The organism is Maribellus comscasis (assembly GCF_009762775.1).
GTDB classification, from domain to species: domain Bacteria; phylum Bacteroidota; class Bacteroidia; order Bacteroidales; family Prolixibacteraceae; genus Draconibacterium; species Draconibacterium comscasis.
The window spans coordinates 3,039,482-3,060,382 of record NZ_CP046401.1; the positions used below are offsets into that span (position 1 = coordinate 3,039,482).

Annotated in this window: 17 protein-coding genes; 8 read left to right on the top strand and 9 right to left on the bottom strand. The window is 36.9% G+C overall.

Features of this window, described 5'->3' with window-relative positions:
- Positions 1-180: 180 nt before the first annotated feature.
- Positions 181-2,664 (bottom strand): T9SS type A sorting domain-containing protein, encoded by a 2,484-nt coding sequence (locus GM418_RS12025; protein ID WP_158866403.1) that lies wholly within the window; start codon positions 2,662-2,664, stop codon positions 181-183.
- Positions 2,665-2,959: 295 nt separating this feature from the next.
- Entirely contained in the window at positions 2,960-5,425 is a 2,466-nt protein-coding gene (locus GM418_RS12030; RefSeq protein WP_158866407.1) for a T9SS type A sorting domain-containing protein, read from the bottom strand.
- A gap of 407 nt (positions 5,426-5,832) precedes the next feature.
- Here GM418_RS12030 and GM418_RS12035 point away from each other — a divergent pair, with 407 nt between their 5' ends.
- The 3 genes from GM418_RS12035 to GM418_RS31455 are packed head-to-tail and all read left to right on the top strand — an operon-like array spanning position 5,833 to position 7,741.
- A complete protein-coding gene (locus GM418_RS12035; RefSeq protein ID WP_158866410.1) occupies positions 5,833-7,287 on the top strand; it encodes a glycoside hydrolase family 32 protein in 1,455 nt (484 codons plus the stop codon).
- Positions 7,288-7,301: 14 nt separating this feature from the next.
- Positions 7,302-7,475 (top strand): hypothetical protein, encoded by a 174-nt coding sequence (locus GM418_RS31450; RefSeq protein WP_217447779.1) that lies wholly within the window; start codon positions 7,302-7,304, stop codon positions 7,473-7,475.
- Positions 7,469-7,741 carry a thioredoxin family protein gene (locus GM418_RS31455; RefSeq protein WP_217447780.1) on the top strand — a complete coding sequence of 91 codons (273 nt, stop codon included), beginning with the start codon at positions 7,469-7,471 and terminating at the stop codon, positions 7,739-7,741. The genes GM418_RS31450 and GM418_RS31455 overlap by 7 nt, the downstream gene beginning before the upstream one ends.
- 54 nt (positions 7,742-7,795) lie before the next feature.
- Here GM418_RS31455 and GM418_RS12045 read toward each other — a convergent pair whose 3' ends face one another.
- The 5 genes from GM418_RS12045 to GM418_RS12065 all read right to left on the bottom strand — a co-directional run bounded on the left by GM418_RS12045 (position 7,796) and on the right by GM418_RS12065 (position 14,412).
- Positions 7,796-9,382: an aspartate:alanine exchanger family transporter gene (locus tag GM418_RS12045; RefSeq protein WP_158866413.1), complete on the bottom strand. Its 1,587-nt coding sequence runs from the start codon at positions 9,380-9,382 to the stop codon at positions 7,796-7,798.
- A 129-nt stretch (positions 9,383-9,511) separates the two neighbouring features.
- Positions 9,512-10,219, bottom strand: a complete 708-nt coding sequence (gene pepE, locus GM418_RS12050; RefSeq protein WP_158866415.1) for a dipeptidase PepE — start codon at positions 10,217-10,219, stop codon at positions 9,512-9,514.
- 189 nt (positions 10,220-10,408) lie between these two features.
- On the bottom strand, positions 10,409-11,173 hold the full coding sequence (locus GM418_RS12055) for a creatininase family protein (RefSeq protein ID WP_158866418.1): 765 nt from the start codon (positions 11,171-11,173) through the stop codon (positions 10,409-10,411).
- An 11-nt stretch (positions 11,174-11,184) separates the two neighbouring features.
- The gene (locus GM418_RS12060; protein ID WP_158866421.1) at positions 11,185-12,009 is read right to left on the bottom strand and encodes an outer membrane beta-barrel protein; all 825 of its coding nucleotides are present in this window, start codon (positions 12,007-12,009) and stop codon (positions 11,185-11,187) included.
- 318 nt (positions 12,010-12,327) lie between these two features.
- Positions 12,328-14,412 (bottom strand): hypothetical protein, encoded by a 2,085-nt coding sequence (locus tag GM418_RS12065; protein WP_158866424.1) that lies wholly within the window; start codon positions 14,410-14,412, stop codon positions 12,328-12,330.
- Positions 14,413-14,797: 385 nt separating this feature from the next.
- Here GM418_RS12065 and GM418_RS12070 point away from each other — a divergent pair, with 385 nt between their 5' ends.
- The 5 genes from GM418_RS12070 (at position 14,798) to GM418_RS12090 (ending at position 19,413) form a co-directional block, all read left to right on the top strand.
- Positions 14,798-15,520 carry a hypothetical protein gene (locus GM418_RS12070; RefSeq protein ID WP_158866427.1) on the top strand — a complete coding sequence of 241 codons (723 nt, stop codon included), beginning with the start codon at positions 14,798-14,800 and terminating at the stop codon, positions 15,518-15,520.
- 21 nt (positions 15,521-15,541) lie between these two features.
- On the top strand, positions 15,542-16,201 hold the full coding sequence (locus GM418_RS12075; protein ID WP_158866429.1) for a hypothetical protein: 660 nt from the start codon (positions 15,542-15,544) through the stop codon (positions 16,199-16,201).
- Positions 16,174-16,944, top strand: a complete 771-nt coding sequence (locus tag GM418_RS12080; protein ID WP_158866432.1) for a sensor histidine kinase — start codon at positions 16,174-16,176, stop codon at positions 16,942-16,944. Before GM418_RS12075 ends, GM418_RS12080 begins: the two co-directional genes overlap by 28 nt.
- Positions 16,941-17,582 carry a response regulator transcription factor gene (locus GM418_RS12085; RefSeq protein WP_158866435.1) on the top strand — a complete coding sequence of 214 codons (642 nt, stop codon included), beginning with the start codon at positions 16,941-16,943 and terminating at the stop codon, positions 17,580-17,582. The genes GM418_RS12080 and GM418_RS12085 overlap by 4 nt, the downstream gene beginning before the upstream one ends.
- A gap of 148 nt (positions 17,583-17,730) precedes the next feature.
- A complete protein-coding gene (locus GM418_RS12090) occupies positions 17,731-19,413 on the top strand; it encodes a DEAD/DEAH box helicase (protein WP_158866438.1) in 1,683 nt (560 codons plus the stop codon).
- Between the two features lie 67 nt (positions 19,414-19,480).
- Here GM418_RS12090 and GM418_RS12095 read toward each other — a convergent pair whose 3' ends face one another.
- Positions 19,481-20,488, bottom strand: a complete 1,008-nt coding sequence (locus GM418_RS12095) for a hypothetical protein (RefSeq protein WP_158866441.1) — start codon at positions 20,486-20,488, stop codon at positions 19,481-19,483.
- Between the two features lie 62 nt (positions 20,489-20,550).
- Entirely contained in the window at positions 20,551-20,901 is a 351-nt protein-coding gene (locus GM418_RS12100) for a TfoX/Sxy family protein (protein ID WP_158866444.1), read from the bottom strand.

Here is a 20,901-nt window from a genome sequence, read left to right on the forward strand (position 1 = left end):
CTTCCTGATCCCGATTTTAGAACCAAAATAAAAGTAATAGTAAAAATAGGTATTGCTAATTGTTATATTCATTTTTCTTACAATGTGGAAACAAAGATAGGTATATATTTTAAAAATGAAACAATAAATTGTTTTTGAATAAACTTTACCTGAAATTGAAATAGAGTTTTAACGTTAAATTTATTTTTTTATCAGTTTCCTCGAAGTTACTTTTTGTCCGTTCTCCAGAATATTTACCAGATACATACCTTTGGTGAATCCACTTATATCGATTGTTTTTGTGGTAGTCCCGTAAACATTTTCAAATTGAATCGACTTTACGTTTTGTCCAAATGTATTGTAAAATACAATTTGTATATCTTTAATTTTATCGTTTGAAATTTCAAAAGTTAAATTCACCTGGTTTTCGGCTGGATTGGGGAAAATAGAAACGTTTCCGGGTGAAAGTTCAGTCGCCGGTGAAGAAACGGGTTGCTGAATTCTCAGGTTATCAATTGCCCAACCCCAGCCGTGAGCAAACGGATCGGAGTACAAACGGAACCGTATTAAAATTGTATCTCCCACCGAGAAATTTCCGTTTTCGAGTAAGTCTATTCCGTTGGAGATATATAAATCGGGTTCACCAACAGCATTCGAAATCTGATCTGTTACATCTTCATTGTAGGTTGTTAGCCAAATGGTACTTTTTCCTGAATCATAACCGTCGGCTACTGGTAACCAGGTTTTCCCCAAATCTTTACTTCCTTCAACAACCACGTAATCCCAAAATTCGCTATCGCCAAAATTTGTATTGTTTTCTCCGGGCTCCACAAGAACTATTTCGTCAAATGTCATCGAACCATTTTCCCGAATAATAATTGGGTGTTTTAGAATAGTCGAAAAGTTTAATTCCTCGTTGTTGTCATTCGGGCTCGGATAGGGGTGCGGACTATGGAGCGCTCCATTTTCAAAGCCATCTTCGGTGTAAATCTCAAAGTCAGAAATAATAAAATCGGTTGTCGGGTTATCAAAATTGTTTACATAGTTGGCAACAGGATCGTAAATTTCTTCAACTTGGAAGGAGAAGACGCTGTCTTCCGGTAAAACCGCAATATTTTTTGCACCTGAACTATCTTCCGCAAAAATTTGATAATGAACAATATCTCCATCATTTAGAAGATTGTTGTCAAAGTTGAAATACCCGGAAAATGTAGTTTCACTTTTCCGTTCCAGTCCAAAGGATTCCTGATTTATACCGTTAATGTCATAACCGACATAAACAGTGTCAATACCAATATTGTCATTTACCTCAGCGGTAATTTCTAATTTTTCATCGCCAGGCAAATAATAAGCAATCGGTTCATGCTCTATTACCGGGCTCTCTGTGTCAGGGCCAATTTTTATTTCGTAAAATACTTTGGGGGCTTCAGTCGGTAAGCGAAATGTCCGGTTTTTGATATCGCCGGCATTTATATAGTATTGGATAACATCAGTTTGGTTTTCGGGAACTATTTCAGCTGAAAATAGCCCCGTTGTTTCTGTCCGGACTAAAGAAGCAGAGTCAATTTGAGATTGAAAAGAATCTGTAGAATATATAACCATCAACGAGGCCGTATCTATTTCATAGTCGCTTTCAATAGTAACATTAAAGATGAGTGGCTTAGCTTCCTCAATGTCTTTTAAAGGTTCAAAATCAAGATACATATGTTTCCAGCCGATATCAGCCATTATTCCTTTGGTTAATGGACCGGGATCATGAATGGCCTCCGCCTTTCCAATGGCGTGAGTCATAAGTGAATTGGGGTTGTTTGACGGATAGTGCGCGTCATTTAAGTGATAGACACTTGAGCCTTCGTCCCATTCTGAAGGGGCATAAAGCCGTGGATAAAGTCCGTTCCCGTCAGCTATTGCTACCGGGCTGTTTGCATATAAACTTGATGAAGTAAGTGCATCTTTTAATTTTGATGATTGATTGGGATAATAATAGGTATCTGTTAACTGTTCTCCTGTATTTTTTATTACCAGCAGGTCAAAAGCTGCGGCATCTCCAAAATCGCTGTATCCATATGCACCTTCGTTTCCACTTACAAAAAAGAAGCCTGTAAATCCCAGCCCGTGGGCCAGCTCGTGCATTACAACAGTAACAAAGTCGTATAATGAATCGGGAGTATTTAAGTCTGTGCCAAAATACCAGTCAATTGATTGATTAAACTGGGCAATCATGTCCGGATCTTCAGAGCCTGTGATTTCAGTTTTTGTAATTTTTTCTGCGATAGCAACCGGGTAAAACCGGTCTTGATGAGGAGTGTTTTCAAAGTTTTGATAATATTCCGATGGCCCACAACTGCCCAATACATTGCTGCCCAGTGACGACCAGGTTGCCTGAATATAAATAGGGACAGGCGATTCGATAATACCTTCCCATAAACTAACTGCATATTCGAAGGCATCTTTTGCATTTTGCGGAAAAAGCCGGTAGTTAACTATAATTTCAGATTTTTTCTCCCCCGATTTTAAGTTGTTTAACAATTCATTTGAGGGAGGAATAGCAGCTTTTTCGATTTTTCCCGATGCATAACATACTGGAGGTAAAACTTTAACCTTATTTTTTTTCCAATCTTTTTGAGCTGAGATATTGATTACCCCAATAAGCAGGATTAAATCTATTAATAAAATCTTTTTCATTCATTTGTCGTTTTAGCAACCGTCTTAAACCGGATACAAATATGAAGGAATAATCGCTAAATTAGTTCATTCAGTGGGAAGAATATAAAGAAAAAAAGGCCGGATGCTAACACCCGGCACTTTTCTACCTTTTGTTTAAAAAAACATGAATAAAATTCATGTAACCCATAAAATTTTACAACGACTTGGGTTTTTTAACAAAAACGAGTTTGTAAAAAACAACCATAGAAGTTACTAGTCCGATAAATGCTGCAATTAACGCAATAAGAAGTAATGTTTTCATAATAGGTAAATTTTAATATTTGACAATTTTTTTTGTAATTACTTGTGACGCATCAGTTACCATATTTACAAGGTAGATGCCGGGTTCTATACTATTGAGATTTACTTGTTTTTTTGAAGAATATTGTGGATCATTCCAGATTTCGCGAAATACGGTTTTCCCGGTCAGGTCCGTTACTGAAATATCTAAGGCTGAAATGTCATCAATGCTGGAGCAGTCAACATAAAAATTGTCGGCAAACGGATTGGGATAAACCTCAATATTTTCGTTTGAAGCAATTTCTTCTGTGTCGAGTGAGTTACTTTGAATTGTTAAATCATCGATAGCCCAACCCCAACCATTTACTGATTTGTCAGACGACAACCTGAAACGGATGAGTGCTTCATCGCCAGCCTGCAGGCCGGTGTTTTCAGTTAGATTTATAATGTGAGTCGCGAATAAACTTTCGTCTCCTGATGAAGTACTTGAAGCGTTACTTTTTAATGAATTTACAAAGCTTGAATACCAGCGGTCGTCACTGTTTGAATCATATCCTTCAGTCAGCGGTATCCAGGTTTTGCCATAATCAATACTAGCCTCAACTATTACATAATCCCAGAAGAGTAATTCTGTATATTTGGTTTCAGGTTCGCCCGGTTCAACCAAAACAACTTCTTTGAAGGACATCTGCCCATTATTTTTAATAATAACCGGATATTTTAATTGAGTAATCTGATCAAGTTTTTCATTTTCGATATTTGATTGTTGGTAAGGATGATTACTGTGTAAAACACCGTTTGAGAATCCTTCAACTGTTGAAATATCAAAATCAGTCCCGATAAAGTCTTCTGAGAAATCATTAAAGTCAGTTTCGTACGAAGAAACAGCCTCACCAGGTTCAAAAATATTGACCGAATAATATCCGTTTGACGGAACGACTATTTTGTTGTTGTTTTTTGAATTATCGCTCGCTACTATACGATACTCAACTTTGTCGTCACGTTGAAGATTTCCCGGAAGTTCAACGGTGCCCGAGAAGTTCTCTTCATCAACTGTTAGTAAAACCGGTTCCTGGTCAATTCCATCAACTTTGTATTCAACTTTAACAGATTTAATTCCCAGGTTGTCTTCTGCTTTGCCTGTTAATTGAACCGAATTCAATAAGCTTGAAACGAGTTTTACAGGGTTATGAAAAACAATTGGAGCAGAATAATCCGGCCCAATTCTAAAAGTTAATTTTTTGTTCGGTGCAGTGCTCGGTAATTTAAATATGTTGTTAGCGGATTGAGCAACAAAATAGTATTGAATGTTACCCAAAAAATTATTTACAGGAAGGTTGCCGGTATACTTTTGTAACGAAGCATCGAAAGATAAACTAACAGAGTCTTTTGTGGTAAAATAATCTTTTGAAAAGATAATTTTTACGACTGTTGGGTCAAACGGAATTTCACTGTTTATTCCTATTTGGAGTGGGAGTTCCAGGCAGGTTTCTTCAAAGTCCTTGATAGCTTCAAAATCAAACGAAACCGATTTCCATCCCATTTCAGCCAGCATCTGCACTGTCAAATCTCCTGGTGTGTGTATTGCCTGTCCTTTGTATTTATATGCTGTCATCAGGTTGTTGTCGTCATTTGAGTTTAAATCCTCATGATCGAGGTGATATAAACTTGACCCAGCTATCCAGTTTTCAGGCGCATATAAATTTGGTGCCGGTGTTGCCGATTTTTCGGCTACCGTTTCCTTATTAAATTTTAGCTTTTCAGAAGTTAGTTGTTGAAACAATGAACTTGAAGGACTCTTAAAATTATCGTTATCAGCTATTCTTTGATCATTAAAATTATATATATAATAATCATAGATGCTAGGCAGATTATTTGTATTATTTAAATAGCCATTTCCATCCTCTGCTTTTAAAAATCCGGAGAATCCAAGTCCATGAGTGATTTCGTGCAAAGCCGCAGTAATAAAATCATACTTTGTTGACGGAGTATCTCCGTCGGTTTTATAATACCAGGAGATATTTGAATTAAAACTGCAAACAATGTCGGCTTCATTTTCTCCGTTTATATCTTTTCCTGCAAGCTTTTCGGCCAGAGCCACCGGGTAGTAAACATTGGAAAACAAAGCACCGTCAAAATTTTTGTAAAATTGCGAAGGTCGGCTTTGAGCCAGCATGTTTGTTCCCAGTTCTTCCCATTTTACCGTGATTCTTAAAGGAACAGGAGAAGAAACAAAACCTTCCCAGATTGAAACTGCATACTGAAAAGCAGCTTTAGCCTGAGTAGGCACGTTTTCGTAAGTCACTAAGAAGTTTCCGGCATCGCTGCCAGACTTCAATTGTCTCTCATCGGTAGGTGGGGGGCTAAATTCATTTTTTACTTCATCCAAAGCAATGTTGATCTGGCTTTCGCCTTTAATGGTTTGCGTCAACAGTTGCTTTTGGGCCTTAACATTGCAAAAGGTAACAATGGTAAGGACGATTAAAAGCGTCCGTCTCATGACAGTTTCTATTTATGGGTTTGTAATATTCAAAAATAACAAACCTTGAGACGGGTTTCGAAAAATAAAGCGCTGATTTAATGAGTAGTGAATGCTGAAAATAGGATAAGCATTTTTTCAGCAATGGGAAAATTCCCTGATTTAATGGGGTTGATGAAGCTGAGATAGTTTTACTATACATCTTCAAATTATTGTCTACTGACCTTCCGGCAGAAGACAATTTTTTAATCGCCCTACTATTGCAAAAGGTAACAATGTAGAGGACGACCGAAAGCGTCCGTCTCATGACAGTTTCTATTTTATGGGTTTGCGGTGGTAAATATATTAATAATATTTATTATTCCAAGTAATTTTTATAGTTTAGACGCGCCTAAAATTTAAGCAACCAAAAAAGCAGAATGATTTTTATGAAATTTTTATCAACAATTATTGCCGGAGTTTCAGCCCTGTTGATTTTTACTTCGTCAACACCTGAAAAAGGTTATTATTCAGAATTATACAGACCTCAGTTTCATTTCACACCGGAAAAAAACTGGCATAACGATCCCAATGGTTTAGTATATTATAAAGGAGAATATCATATGTTTTATCAGTACAATCCTTATGGGAACAAATGGGGAAATATGCACTGGGGACATACTGTAAGTAATGATTTGGTTCATTGGGAGCATCTTCCCATTGCACTTTATCCCGATGAGAATTCAAAAGACAGTGTTTTTTGTACTGCTTTTTCAGGCTCAGCAATAGTTGATGAGCATAATTTATTGGGAAAACAAGAGGGAGATGAAAAAACACTGCTTGCTTTTTATACAAGTCAACACTGTGGGCAGCGTATTGCTTATAGCACGAATAAAGGAAGAACATGGGAAAAGTACGAAGGAAATCCAATTATCCCGTTTGATGAAAATGATGATGCAAGGGATCCAAAGGTTTTCCGGCATGAACCCACTCAGAAATGGGTAATGGCGCTGTATCGGAAAACAGAAAATGATGATATAACAAGAGGGGTTTCCTTTTATGTGTCTGAAAATTTGGTTGACTGGGAGTGGAAAAGTCATATTGTCGGTTTTTTTGAATGTCCGGATCTGGTTCAACTGCCGGTAACCAACCGCCCTGGAGAAAAGAAATGGGTGTTGTTTGACGGAGATGGAAGCTATATTATAGGTGATTTTGATGGTGAAAGTTTTTCGCCTGAGACCGGAAAGATGAAAAGTGATTTTGGGAAAAATTATTATGCAACTCAAACATGGAGTAATATACCTGAAGATGACGGCAGGACAATACAGATTGCCTGGATGCGTGGGGGAAAATTTCCCGATATGCCGTTTAACGGGCAAATGACTTTCCCCAGTGAACTCTCGATTGAAAAGTTTAGTTTTGGTTATAAGTTAATTCGGAAGCCGATTAAAGAAATTGAAATGTTACATGGAAAACATACCAGTTGGAAAAATGAAAATATTATTCCCGGAATAAACGACAATATTTTAAAGAAAATAAGTGGAGATTGTTATCATATTATTGCAGAGTTTGATATAAAAACTTCGGATAATTTTGGTTTTATGCTTCGCCATGGAAAAAAAGATGCCGGCACCGAGGTTTTATACAACGTAAAACGTGGGACGCTTTCGGTATTGGGATCAACTGTTCCGCTGCAGGCTATTGATAATAAAATAAAATTGGAAATTCTGGTTGATCGCGCTTCTGTTGAAATCTATGCCAATGACGGGCAAGCCGTGGTTTCAAACTGTTTTACGCCTTCAGAAAAGGCTGATGACTTCGTTATTTTTACCAACGGAGGAGAACTCGAAGTTATTAAATTGGATGCCTATAAAATAGAGTCAGTCTGGGCAGAAGAGAATTAAATTAGTAAACAACAATGAAAAATTTATTTGCAGGAATTTTAATACTATTTACTGTAAATTTTCTATACGCTCAGGAAATTAAAATTTATAATCCGAAAGCCGATGCTAAAGAGGAGTTGGCTGATGCAGTTAAAAAAGCATCAATGGAGAATAAACACGTTTTTATTCAGGTTGGAGGAAATTGGTAAATTGGTGTTCGTGGTGTGTAAAGTTTCACCGTTTTGTTGATGCGGATTCAGAGATTAAGACTTTTGTTGAGGAAAATTTTGAAGTTGTCCGGGTGAATTATGACCCAAAGAATAAAAACAAAGAAGTACTTGCCGAACTCGAATTTCCGCAACGTTTTGGATTTCCGGTATTTGTCATTCTTGACAGGGAAGGAAATCGGATTCATACTCAAAACTCTGCCTTTCTTGAAAAAGATGATGGATATGATCGTAATAAGGTTTTTTAAAAATTGGTCATCTTCAGCATTAAATCCCGAAAATTATAACTGACAATTCTTGTATCAAAGGAGAAGAGAAATAAGCTGAACTACAACAATCAAAAGCACCATTGCCACTGGGTAAACAGTTGCGTAAGCAATAGAATGAGCGTTGGTCTCTGTCATAGAATCGGCAGCGGCAAGACCCGGTGTGCTTGTCATGCTGCCACTAATTGCACCGAGAAGACTTAAAACATTCATTTTGAAAAACCATTTTCCAACAAGTGCAGCAATTATCATTGGGAAAAGTGTTATTATTCCTCCAAATAAGAAAAGCTGAATGCCATATTCGTTAAAGGTTTTCACTATTTCCGCCCCTGCATCTGAGCCTACTGCGGCAAGAAATAGAATAAGCCCGAATTGGCGCAGCAACTGATTTGCAGCGCCACTCATTGTCCATATTACCGGACCGGTTTTTCCAATCCTGCTTAGTGCAAGTGCAATTACCAGAACACCGCCTGTAAGTCCAAGACTAAAAGAAAAACTTCCCATATTTAACCCGATTTTTCCAACAAGAACTCCCAGGATTATTCCAAGTGCAACAGGCAGAATATCTGTATCGGAAAGTCTTTTTTGATCGTCACCAAAAATCTTGGCAACCATTTCCATATTTGCTTTACTGCTGGCAATAATTAGTTTATCGCCAAATTGTAATTTAGACCCGGGGGAAGGTGAAATGTTGATTCCTGAGCGACGAATCCGGGTAATTGTTGCGTTATAAGTGTAAAGCAGGTTTATTTGTCCGATGGTTTTATTTACAACTTCTTTGTTGGTAACTAAAACCCCACGCACATCATATTTAGGATCAAGCGGAATCTCCTCTTCTGTCGGCTGCCCAATAAGTAATTCTACATTTTTTAGCGCTTCTTCTGTTCCAACTGCTTTTATTAAATCTCCTTTGTACAGAATGGTTTCAGGAGTAGGTGTTACCGCAATTCCTTTGTGTACGACACGCGATACAACTGCTTTGGTCATAAAACGAATGCGAAGTTCGCCAATCGTTTTTCCAACAATGTTTTCGTTTTCAACAAAAAAATTCCGGCGATTTATTTCGGGGAACTCCTCTTTTATTTTTGAATTAAACTCTTCCTCCGATTTTTTAAGTGAAATATTCAGAATTCTTGGTAAAAAGCGAATAAAGAGAATTACCCCGATTACTCCAAAAGGATATCCGACTCCATAGCCGATTGATGCAAGAGGCGAATTTGTATAATCGATTGCCGCAGCCAATCCGGGAGTACTTGTCAAAGCACCTGTTAGGAGCCCGATGGCAATATTTTTGTCAATTTTGAAAACAGAAACAATCAAGACAGTAAAAGCCGCTGCTATTACAATCAACACTGTAGCAAATGAGGCCAGTTGGCGACCTTCCTTTTTAAATGATTCGAAGAATCCCGGTCCGGCCTGTATTCCAATGGTAAAAATAAAAAGAACCAATCCAAGGTTTTGGAAATCTTTTGGGATAACAATTCCGTAATGGCCAAAAATAAGCGCGATAAATATGACTGCAGAAACATCAAGCGAAAGCCCAAAAATTTTAATTCTGCCCAGGATAAATCCAAGCGCGACTATTAAAAACAGAGCAAAATAACTGTTTGACAAAAGTTCCATTTTCCATTCCAATTTTCGTTGCAAAGGTAAGGAATTGCTGAATTTACGATGGAATTCTTATTTCTGTCCTTTATTTGTAACAAAGAATTAAAAAAGCGATTTGAGAAAAAAGCGGATCAGAAATTCAAACTATTCGAGAAGAAAATTAAAATCATCTCCTTCTGAAAGTTCGATTGCTTGCTCTCCTTTTTTGAATATGCGGCACGTTTTGTCTCCGATTAACCCGAGTTGATTATTTTCAAGCAAAAACATTGTTCCTTCACGCAGTCCGGCGACATAAACAGAAGGATTTATTTCGATAAATTCCGAGATTCTTTGTTCACGTGTTTCTCCGCCATGTCCCTCCGGGTTTTCATCTAAATAGTGTGGGTTAATTTGAAAAGGAATTAAATTCATACAATCAAAACCTTTTGGGTCGGTAATCGGCATATCGTTGGTTGTGCGAAGCGTAGGACAAGTAATGTTTGAGCCAGCACTCCATCCAATATACGGCGTTCCCGATTTAACTTTTTGGGCTATGGCTTCCATTAATTTCTGATCGTTCAGCATCCGGGCCAGTTGCCAGGTATTTCCTCCTCCCACTACAATCGCTTTTGCATTTTTAATTGCCTCCGCGGGCTTATCAAAAGTATGAATTCCTCTTATGTGGTGGCCAATTTCCACAAAGCGTTCTTCTACTTTTTCACAGTATGTATCAAAAGAAAAAGTTACCGCAGCATAGGGAATAAAAACCGCTGTTACAGGTTTTTTCCCAAGGAATTTTTGAATTTCGTATTTCGGATAATCCAGATAAGGTTCTCCTGGCATTGTTGAATTACTGATTAAAAGAACTTTCATAATTTAATGGTTGAAATTGGACGGCGAAATTATATAAAACCCTGATATTATCTGAGCTAAAATGTTGGTCAAATTTTTTATTCCGCTTATCGTTGAAAAAAGTAAAGATTTGTAATTATAAAAATAGTTTTGCAAATAGTCTTCACATTTTCTTTTTAAAACCTTGACAATTTATAAGTTAACAAATCGTTAATCGTACAAAGAGTTGACATCGCAGTTGGCCAGTTCGATAAAATACGCTGCAATTCTGTCTGTTACATCATTTAGAAAACGGGCTCCCTTTTCGGGAGTGGATTTTTTGGGATTACCAACTCCGGTATCTTCCGACACCTTATCCCAGCGCCGGGGTGTCCAGGCTGTTTTTTCTTTTAAGCTTTTTAGTTTGAAAGATTTTGCAGCTCCTTCACCCGCTTCTTCAAGAGGCCTTACCAATTGAGGGAAGTAATGCATAATGATACAGGTTTCCATTTCATTGGCATGGTCACCATCCTCATCAAAATAGTCTTTATTGTCAAATAATTTGAACCATTCAACAATTGAAAGAAACATCTCCGGAAACTCGGGTTGCAGGTCTCTGATTAACTGCTTAAAGTCGTTTCCTCCATGGCCGTTCATCAGCGCAAATTTTCTGATTCCCTGGTTGTACAATGCTTTCAGAATATCGCGAAGAATCATTTGCTGAGTAGAAAGTGTAGTATGAAGGCAAAACGGTAATTCAATTTGCCCCATGTTTTGAATACCCAGAGGAATAGTAGGCAAAACCATTACTTTTGCGCCTTTTTCCCATGCTTTTTCAGCCGCTTCTTCTGCAATCTTAGCTGTTTCCAGCGAATCAGTCCCATACGGAAGATGGTAATTATGTGGTTCGGTTGCTCCCCAGGGCAAAACGGCAACCTCGTATTTCTGATTTTTGATTTGTTTCCAGTTGGTTTGTTCTAAAATGTATGGTTTCATATTTTAAATATTTAAAAACTTATTATGGTAAAGCCAAAGGTAAAAGGCGTTAATTCAGGGCCTTTGTTTTCTTTAAAAAGCGGAAGAAATTCATAGGTGGCAAAAAGATTGATTCCCCGATAGCCGACCCGAGCCATGAGTCCGTATTTAAAGTTCTGCAAATGATAATGTCCGGGTACTTTCAATTTTTCTTTTTTCCCTTCAACCCGGTATTTTATTTTGGTATGACTGTTCATTCTGTAACTGGCGTATAATCCTGTCGATAAATAAAGCCTGTTTTCGTAATGATTAATCGGAATTTGGAACTCGGCAAGCAAAGGCATAAGAACAGAAACAATTGAAAGTTTTGATTTTTGGTTTTGGTCGAAATAAAGGGTTTCCGATTCAATTTTATCATTGTCGCCTCTTATTATTGTTGTATTTTGGTCAAGGCGGTAACTCTGTAAGTGAAGCCCCAAACCCGTGACCAATCCAATTGTATTTCTGTTGTGTTGTAAGCCAATACTTTGCTGAATAAAATTGATATAAGTAGAATTTGAACGGAATACATCGTTATTCATAAATTCGGTTTCATAACCCGAGTAATCTTTATTCAGAAAAAAGTTGAAACCAAAATCAACACCTGCCCAATGACCGATAAAATCATCTTGCCAGAAATTAAAACCATGCTGAGTAATTTCACTAATATCAATTTTCCGAAGGATTTTTTCAGGATCCTCCTGAATAGGAATAATTGAATCTGTTTCCTGGGCTTGTATTTTTTTTACGTTTCCAAAAAGCACAAACAGGATTGTAATTTGGAAGAGTAATGTTTTCATTGGCAAATTAATATTCATACCTTTTTTTGTTTTTGAAATGAATATTATAAGACAACAAAGGTAATGGTTTCATGTTTATAAAACTACAAATCCAAAACGTTCGTCAATTTCAATTTTAAGACTAAATTTAATTTTTGTCTCAGGCTTAATTAACATTGCGGAGTTTATGTAAAGAAAGTTTTACAATCTGTTGAAATGCATTAATAGAATTTTTGTATGGATTTTTCCGGAAATGCTTGGATGACATTATTTTACAGAAAAACAAAAAAGCAGGTCTGATTACAGAACCCGCTCTTTGTTTGAGGGATGGATTTGGGGATTATTTAAAGGATGGTTTTATTCAGAAAGACATATTATTCTTTGAGTATCACTGTGGGTCCCTGTTTTTACGCTATTCCATATGGTTTTTTGGATAGCTTTTAAGTATATGGAACCACAGTTTCTATTTGTAAATGTTACGATGTTAAATTGACCTGAACCTGTGGTTGTGCCACTTTGTCCCAAACCGGTTCCTACCTTGGTGTATGTTCCGGCGTTTGTTGTTATCGAATACCTCTCCAAATAATTGTCATCAACTGTAAACTCACCGTGTATTGTATCTCCTTTTGCATAATGAGAGCAGTTTCCCTGATCATCGATCGTTAAACTAACTGCCGGAAATGTATTATCCATTTGTATAACCTGGCTATCAGAAGTTCCGTTTTGATTTTCTATGGTAACTAGCAGTTTATCGTTGGTGCCGGGTGAAAACCTCGCTAAAACACTATCGATATTGTTATAATATGGCTGATACGTATATTCGTCGCTAACCGGAACTTCTACCGGATGTGTGACTATCCCTGTGGCCGGGTTGTAGCCTAATAAAGCAAGTTTATTGTTCAGGTAGTAGCTTCCACCCGTAGTGAGGTTGGTAATTTTAACCTTGTATTTCATTCCGGCAAATGGGGCTGATACGCCTTGTACCACGATAATTCCACCAAATGGACTTCCATTAAAGGTGTTTGTTTGGTTAAATTCTATTTTTGCTCCCGGTAAAGTAAGTCCGGTAAAATTGTTAATGTTATCTGTAGAAACTCCGCCTACGGTAATTAATTTAGGTGAATTTGCGGTCCACACCATTCCTGGTTTTATTTGGATATAAGATTCAACAATATTACCCCAGTGAGAACATTCCATTCCGGACGGCGGAACATTCCATGACAAGATTGCCCTGACTTTCAACACCCTTGGCCTATTGCATTTACGTTTAAATTTTGAGAAATCGTAAGGCAGGATAACTGAATATGACAATCCTCCCCTGGGAATACTTGCTATGTCGTGAACATTTACAGAGGTTGTACCTGCATGTTCCCAGCTGCAATTATCCTCTTCCTGTATCCAAAAAGAAACATACTCTCTGCTTCCGTCTTTGCATAAATCTCCGTTGTAACCGGCTGATTTCTTTACTTTCAGAGTTCCGATTAAAGCTTCCTGATTGTAATCTGCTCCCACACAAAACAACTCTTCATAAGTCGTATTACATTTTAATTTATTTAATTTTCCTAAACTTTCAACAAACGATAATTTATTGGATTCAAACAACTTGTATACATTGTTCAAAATAGTGTAATCGGGTGAACTTCCTGCTTCTTTTAAAAGTTTATATCCAAAGCGGTACGGTTCTATTTTTTTCTTTCTGTAAGTATTGGCTAATTCCTGAAAATCAACCTTGCCGGATAGCATTTCCTTTTTTGCTTTTTTTAAAGAGACATCGCCTTCGGGAATTGTAGCAGCGATATCGTTTAGCGAAACTTCCGGATTCAGTAATGCCTTTTCAAATAAGCTGCCAACTTCAAGTAAAGGTAAATTAGGGATAAAGAATTTTATGGGGCTAATTTGAATATATTCTTCTTTTACATCTCCCCAAACGTAGCTCCCTGTAGTTAAGTTGGGGTCATTCGGCGCAGGAACAGAATTCCATGATAACACAGCTTTAACCTTTGGCAGATTTGCTTTTACACACAAATCCTGTTTTGGCTTAATTTTTAACCGAACTACATAATCAATTGGTTTTTCGGGTTTACTATCGCAGTCTTTTTGAGTAGGAATGTCGTGGGCGTTAAAAGCAGTAAATCCCATGTCGTTCCACCCTGAACCATCGTTATAATCCAAATAGAATCGCACATATTCGAATGAGCCCTTGGTGCACAAACTACCTGAATAGCCCGTTTCTTTTTTTATTTTTATTACGGCAGTTAATTCATTAAAAGCCGGATTAAAGCCAACGCATCCTAACTCCTCATAAAATTTATTCATTTTTGTTTTAAAAAAATCCAGAGGCGTGTTCAGCTTCAATTTTGGGAAATCTTTTTCTCCTACTGTCATAAAGAAGTTAAATTCTCTTCGGGCTATTAACAGTTGTTTTTCGTTTAATTCTGACATGATTATTAATGTTTAATATTTCCTACTCTGTTTACAATTGGCTTTTCGGATTGCGCCCACCGGGAAAATTGTTTTTTCAATAGTTGCATAGCACAAAATTAATACCGGTGGAAGCGTAAGTCAAGAGTTAAATCGCTGATATACATCCATATGTGCCCCGTATGTTTCGAGGTAAAAGCTCTTGATCCGGAAGGGCTTTTACCCTCAGGTTGAACAGGGTAAATCCCCCTTTGTAAAGGATTTTGACCCATTGTGGTAAGAAATGGTATTTGTAATATGCAAGTAGTGAGAGTGCTACGGCTTTTTTGTTTTTATTTGATAAAGAATATATATTGCATTACATAGAAATGCCCGTAACTTTGTTTAAACCATTAAATTTAATATCATGAGAATTATCAAGATGAAAGTAACAGGATTGTTGTTTTTATTGTTAATAACACTTTTTTTCAGTGCCTGCAGGCAAACAACCCCAAAGCCTGAGCCGGTAAAAGCTCCTGAACAAATTATATCTTTAGAAACTGCCCGGGAGATGTATAATACTTATTCTGAACGCAGGGTTCCCATAATCAGGGCATATGAGAAAGAGCAAAACAGCAATGATGAGGAGTTTAATCCCACGCGTTCCGGTTGGTATGATTTTCGAACGATTAAACAGTACATCGCTTTTATTGAACAGGAAGCGGAAGCGGCTGGTGTTGAGATCTCAGGATTGCAATTTTATTTTGCCAATTATCCGGACAGGACAAAGTTTGAAGATGGAACACCGGTAACCTATCCAAGAAAAAATTCATTTTTTATCGTTCCAACACTAAAGGTTGAAGGGAAAGACTATGGATTTTATACCGCTGAATCGGAAGATGGAGAGAGACAGGCAGTGTTGATAAATGAAAGAGCTAAAATTGTGACTGATAAGTTGCAAAAATTTGATAAACACAACGAAAGCGGATCAATTGCCAATAAAACAGGACAGGCTAACAGTATTTTTAGTTATGTTGGTTTTAGTAGTGGCTCAGGTTTCTCCGCTGCCAATGCATCGCCTGGCCAACGAAGTTTAATTTTGAATGAATCAAATTTAGTCCCGCCACCAAACCAAACAGATTTTGATTGAGTTGATGTATAAGGCCAATTTATGAAAGTTGAATTTTTAGATATTGTTTTAGGTTATTTAGTTTTAGTTATTCAGGTAGCTGTTGCTGTTATTGCAGTGGTTAAATACCAGGCGTATAAAAATACGCCATTAAAATACATATCTATCATTTTAATTTACACCGCGATTAATGAAATAATTGGAAGCCTCAATATTTATTCAAATAACAATAACGTATTGATTTACAATATATACAATGTTATATATTTTCTGTTTTTTTACAATGCTTTTTGGTTTTCAATAACAAAGGAAAAGTATAGAAACTGGATTGTCGCTTGTGTAGGTATCTTTGTATTGGCCAGTGTCGTTAATCCATTTTTTCAGAATTTTATAACAGAATCTCAGTTACTGGCTTATGTAGTTGGGGCATGCGCTCTTTTGTTTTGTATTATTTTGTATTACATCGAAATTTTATCCACGTCCAAAGTCTTGTTAATCAGGCAGGATATTTTGTTTTGGATAAGTGTTGGATTATTACTTTTTTATGTTGGTTATATCCCGATAAAACTAACACGTGTATTTTTTGAATATCAGGATAATGTATACTTAGCTTTAAGAATAGTGCATCGAATACTAATATTGATTTTAAATGCCTGTTTTATTATTGGATTTTTATGGATGAAAAAGAAATTGCCACGCTAGTCTCTGTAATTATTTTAGTTGTTCTTGTAATAATAATTATTACGCTATTTTCTGTCTTTGTAACCCGTAAGAACAGACTTTTAAAAGAGCAGGAGAAGGTAAAGGAAGCCTTTGAAAAAGAACTGACCGATACACAGATAGAAATCAGGGAAGAGACTTTACGTAATATCAGCTGGGAACTTCACGATAATATCGGGCAACTGCTTACTCTGGCAAAAATTCAGTTACAAAATGCAAACGACGATTCACAAGCTATTGCCGAGGCCATTAATACAATCGGAACAAGTTTAAAAGAATTAAGAAGTTTGTCTAAACTTATTAATCCCGACACATTGAGAAGTCTTTCATTAGTGGAAGCAATTCAACTTGAAATAGAGCGATATAATCGTTTAAAATATCTGGTAGCTACAATCCAAATCCAATGTTCCGGGACTATTTTTTCTATAGATAATAAAGTTGAAATTATCATTTTCAGGATATTACAAGAGTTTTTTACAAATACAATCAAGCATTCAAAAGCTTCAGAACTTAATGTGGAAATAAACTATAACGACAAAGCACTAACAATTAATGCTGTCGATAATGGTATCGGATTTGATTCCACCCATTTTGGTCCCGGTAAAGGAATTGGTTTAAACAATATTAAAAGCAGGGCAAAAATGATTAATGCAGATTTGGAAATTTTATCCGCAAAAGATTGTGGAACCCAACTTTCTCTAACTTATAAAATTGAACAAATATGAATTATACTGTAGTTGTAGTAGATGATCATACCCTTCTGTCACAGGCGATAGGTGATCTGGTCGACAATTTTGATCATTTTTCTGTACTTTATGTTTGTAAAAACGGACAGGAATTGCTCACAAAATTCAAAGATCCAAAAAACATTCCTGATGTTGTTTTGATGGATGTGAATATGCCAATTCTAAACGGAATTGAAACTACTGCTCATTTAAAAGAATACTTTCCTGAAGTAAAAGTACTGGCGCTTTCCGTGGAAGAAGATGAAACAACCATTATAAAAATGCTACGTGCAGGTGCGAAAGGATATTTATTAAAAGATGTAAAAAAAACTGAACTTAAAAATGCATTGCTTGAGGTTTTGAAACATGGCTATTACTATACGAATACCGTTTCACAGGTTTTAATTCATTCACTGGAAAACAGAGGGGACAGTGCCTTTTCCCTGAAAGAACGAGAAATTGAATTTATTCGGCACGCCTGCAGTGAAAAAACATATAAGGAGATTGCCGGAGAAATGTATTTAAGCCCGAAAACAATAGAAGGATACAGAGATGCTTTGTTTGAAAAATTAAATTTGCGAAACCGCACGGGGCTTGTGATATATGCAATAAAAAATAAAATATTCGTTCCGAAGTAAATTTGATTGTTTACCTGGAAGATTAGGATTGTTGTTTTTAGTTTCCAGTAGATACGATTTGTTTACAATCGAAAAGAAAAAGCTATAAATGCCTGTATTTCATTTTAAAAGAATACCTTTGCGCGCATTATTTTATAGAAGTATTTGAATGACATTATTTAATGAAATGGGGCTAAGCTCCGAAATTCAGTTGGCAATTGAAGAACTTGGTTTTGAGCAGCCCACACCAGTTCAGGAAAAGACAATTCCATTTTTACTGGAAGAAAAGCAGGATATGGTTGCCCTGGCGCAAACCGGAACAGGGAAAACTGCCGCTTTTGGTTTGCCAATTATTCAGCAGATTGATACAACAAAAAAAGATTCTCAGGCTTTGATATTAAGCCCGACCCGGGAATTGGCACTTCAAATTGCCAATGACATCAATACATTTTCAAAACATCTTCCCAAAATTAATGTAGCCGTTCTTTATGGTGGCGCCGATATAAAAAAACAAATTAAAGATTTGGAACGTGGCGCACAGATTATTGTCGGAACACCCGGAAGAACACTCGATTTAATCAAACGTAAAAAGCTGAAAGTAAACGATATTCAGTGGCTTGTGTTAGATGAGGCTGACGAGATGCTTTCCATGGGTTTTAAAGACGATTTGGATGCAATTTTGGAAAATTCGCCGGAAGGAAAACAAACTTTGCTGTTTTCGGCCACAATGCCTAAAGAAATTGTAGGTATTGCCAACAAATACATGAGCAATCCATTTGAAATCTCAGTTGGGAAGAAAAATACCGGTGCTGAAAATGTGGAACACAATTATTATGTGGTTCATGCAAAAGACAGATATCTGGCGTTAAAGCGTGTTGCCGACGTCAATCCGAATATTTACGGAATCATATTTTGTCGTACCCGAATGGAAACCAAAGAAGTTGCCGATAAATTGATGCAGGATGGATACAATGCCGACGCACTGCATGGTGATTTATCGCAGGCACAGCGCGATCATGTAATGGCTCGTTTCCGGGGAAAACATCTACAAATGTTGGTGGCTACCGATGTGGCAGCGCGTGGGTTGGATGTGAACGACCTGACACACGTTATAAATTATAATTTGCCGGATGATCCGGAAGTTTATATTCATCGTAGTGGCAGAACAGGACGTGCAGGGAAAAAAGGTATTTCTGTTACTTTGATTCACCTGCGTGAAAAAGGTAAATTACGCCAGGTTGAAAAAATTGTAAATAAAAAGTTTGTTAAAAAAGAGGTTCCCTCCGGAAAGGAAATTTGTGAAAAACAGCTTTTTAGTCTTATCGACAAGGTGGAGAGGATTGAAGTAAACGAATCACAGATTGGCGAATTTATGCCGGTAATCTACAAAAAACTGGCCTGGCTCGATCGTGAAGAACTGATCAAACGTTTTGTTTCGGTTGAATTTAATCGGTTTCTCGATTATTATAAAAATGCACCCGATATTAATGTGGATGAATCCAAACAAAACGATGATTACCCGGAAGGGCGGCGGAGCAGAAAACGCGACCGTAAAAAAAGAGGTGACCGAAATGATCGAAGCGACAGGAATGACAGGAGAAGAGGTGGTTATGAGTTTTCCCGATTCTTTTTTAATTTGGGGAAAAAGAACGGTATCAGTAAACGGACCATTATCGATTTAGTGAACCAGAATTTGCCTAATAAGAGCGTTGAGATTGGAAATATAGAGGTACTGAAAAGTTTTTCGTTTTTTGAAGTTGATAAACGTTTCGAAAGAGAAGTTTTGAAATCATTTAAAAATGCTAAATACAAAGGTCAGCGCATCGGAATTGATATTGCAAAAGGGAAATAGAAAGATGTAAAAATATGACTTGAAAAGCTGTTCGATTTGATTTGGGCAGCTTTTTTTATTTAAAGAATCAGTTAATTATTGCTGAACTTTTTGCCAGTCTGTCTCCCATCCAAACTCTGCCATCCGGCTTTTCCCTGTCCGGCTTTTTAAGGGAGAATATTCCCGAAAAGCGGAATCCACATTCGTAAGTCCCTTTGGGAATAAAAGGGTATCCCGATTTTTGAACAGTTCGGGTTATAGTTTCACCACTGTTTAATCTTATCATCCAATCCAGTGGGTTGTCATTTTCCGCAGGAGCCTGTGAACCGCTTGTGCTCTGATAAATTTTTTCTTTAGTTCTTAAAAACACTCCATTATGGTAGTAATGGAAATGTGCTTCTCCCATAATCAGAGGATCAAAAACATAAAGATTTAATTCGTCGTTGTTTTTAATGGTGAAAGTATACCGCAGCTTGCAACGATTGTTTATTGAATCGTTTTCGATAATTTTTACAGAATCGATAGAACAATCAATACCGGCATGGAAAATCTCATAATTTCTTAAAGTCTGAATAATCGTATCGTTCATGCGAAAATCATGTTCCATCGGAATTCTACCTGTTGAGATTTTTATAATATCGTGTGGATAAAATCTTGGCCCCACATCAATAATTGGCCCGCAATAACTTGATGAAGAAATCATTGGCCATAAAACTCCAATATAATGTCTTGTTGAATCGGTTGTAACAACAAAAGGTTTACCCAGAAAATGTGCGTCTGATTCAGGTAAGGCCACGGATTCTTTTAGATAAATTACGTGTGAAGAAGTGTCGTATTTCTCAATATTTTCTTGTGTTACAAATGGCGGTTTCAGTAACTTCAGTTCGTTCAGGTTTGAATTGGAAACATCGGCCCCTGTTAAACTTTCGTCTTTCAAAAAATACATATTGAATCCTACATAAGAAGAATCAACAACTTCAGCCTCCAACTCTGGCTCTGGTTCTGGTTCTGGTTCTGTATTGATTAACTGATCATTTTTTTCATTGCAGGAAATAAACATTGAAAACAAAAACAGAAGGTGAAGAAGGCGTTTCATTTTATTTGGTTTAAAAGATTTTGGCAGTTATAAAGATAAGTAATTTGTTAAAAACCAACAATCTACATACTTCTTTTCTTTTTGCTCGATTTTGCTTTTGGGTTAAACTCCAGACAACGTTTTACCCATTTATCCAAATCCTCATCCATATCTACTGCTTCGGCGTTAATTAACAGGAACCCTTTCATCGACTTGCCGGAATCATCGAGCAAACGGCAATCTTCATTTTGCAAATATTTATCTTGATCCTCCGGAGGAATACGAACCAATAACTCTTCTCCGGACACTCCAACACACAATTTTTCATCCACAAAAAAACTAAGGGTACCAAACATTTTTTTCTCTTCAAATCCTATTTTGTTTCCTTTTAATGAATTGCGGACACGATCGGTCAGATATTCGCTGTAAGCCAT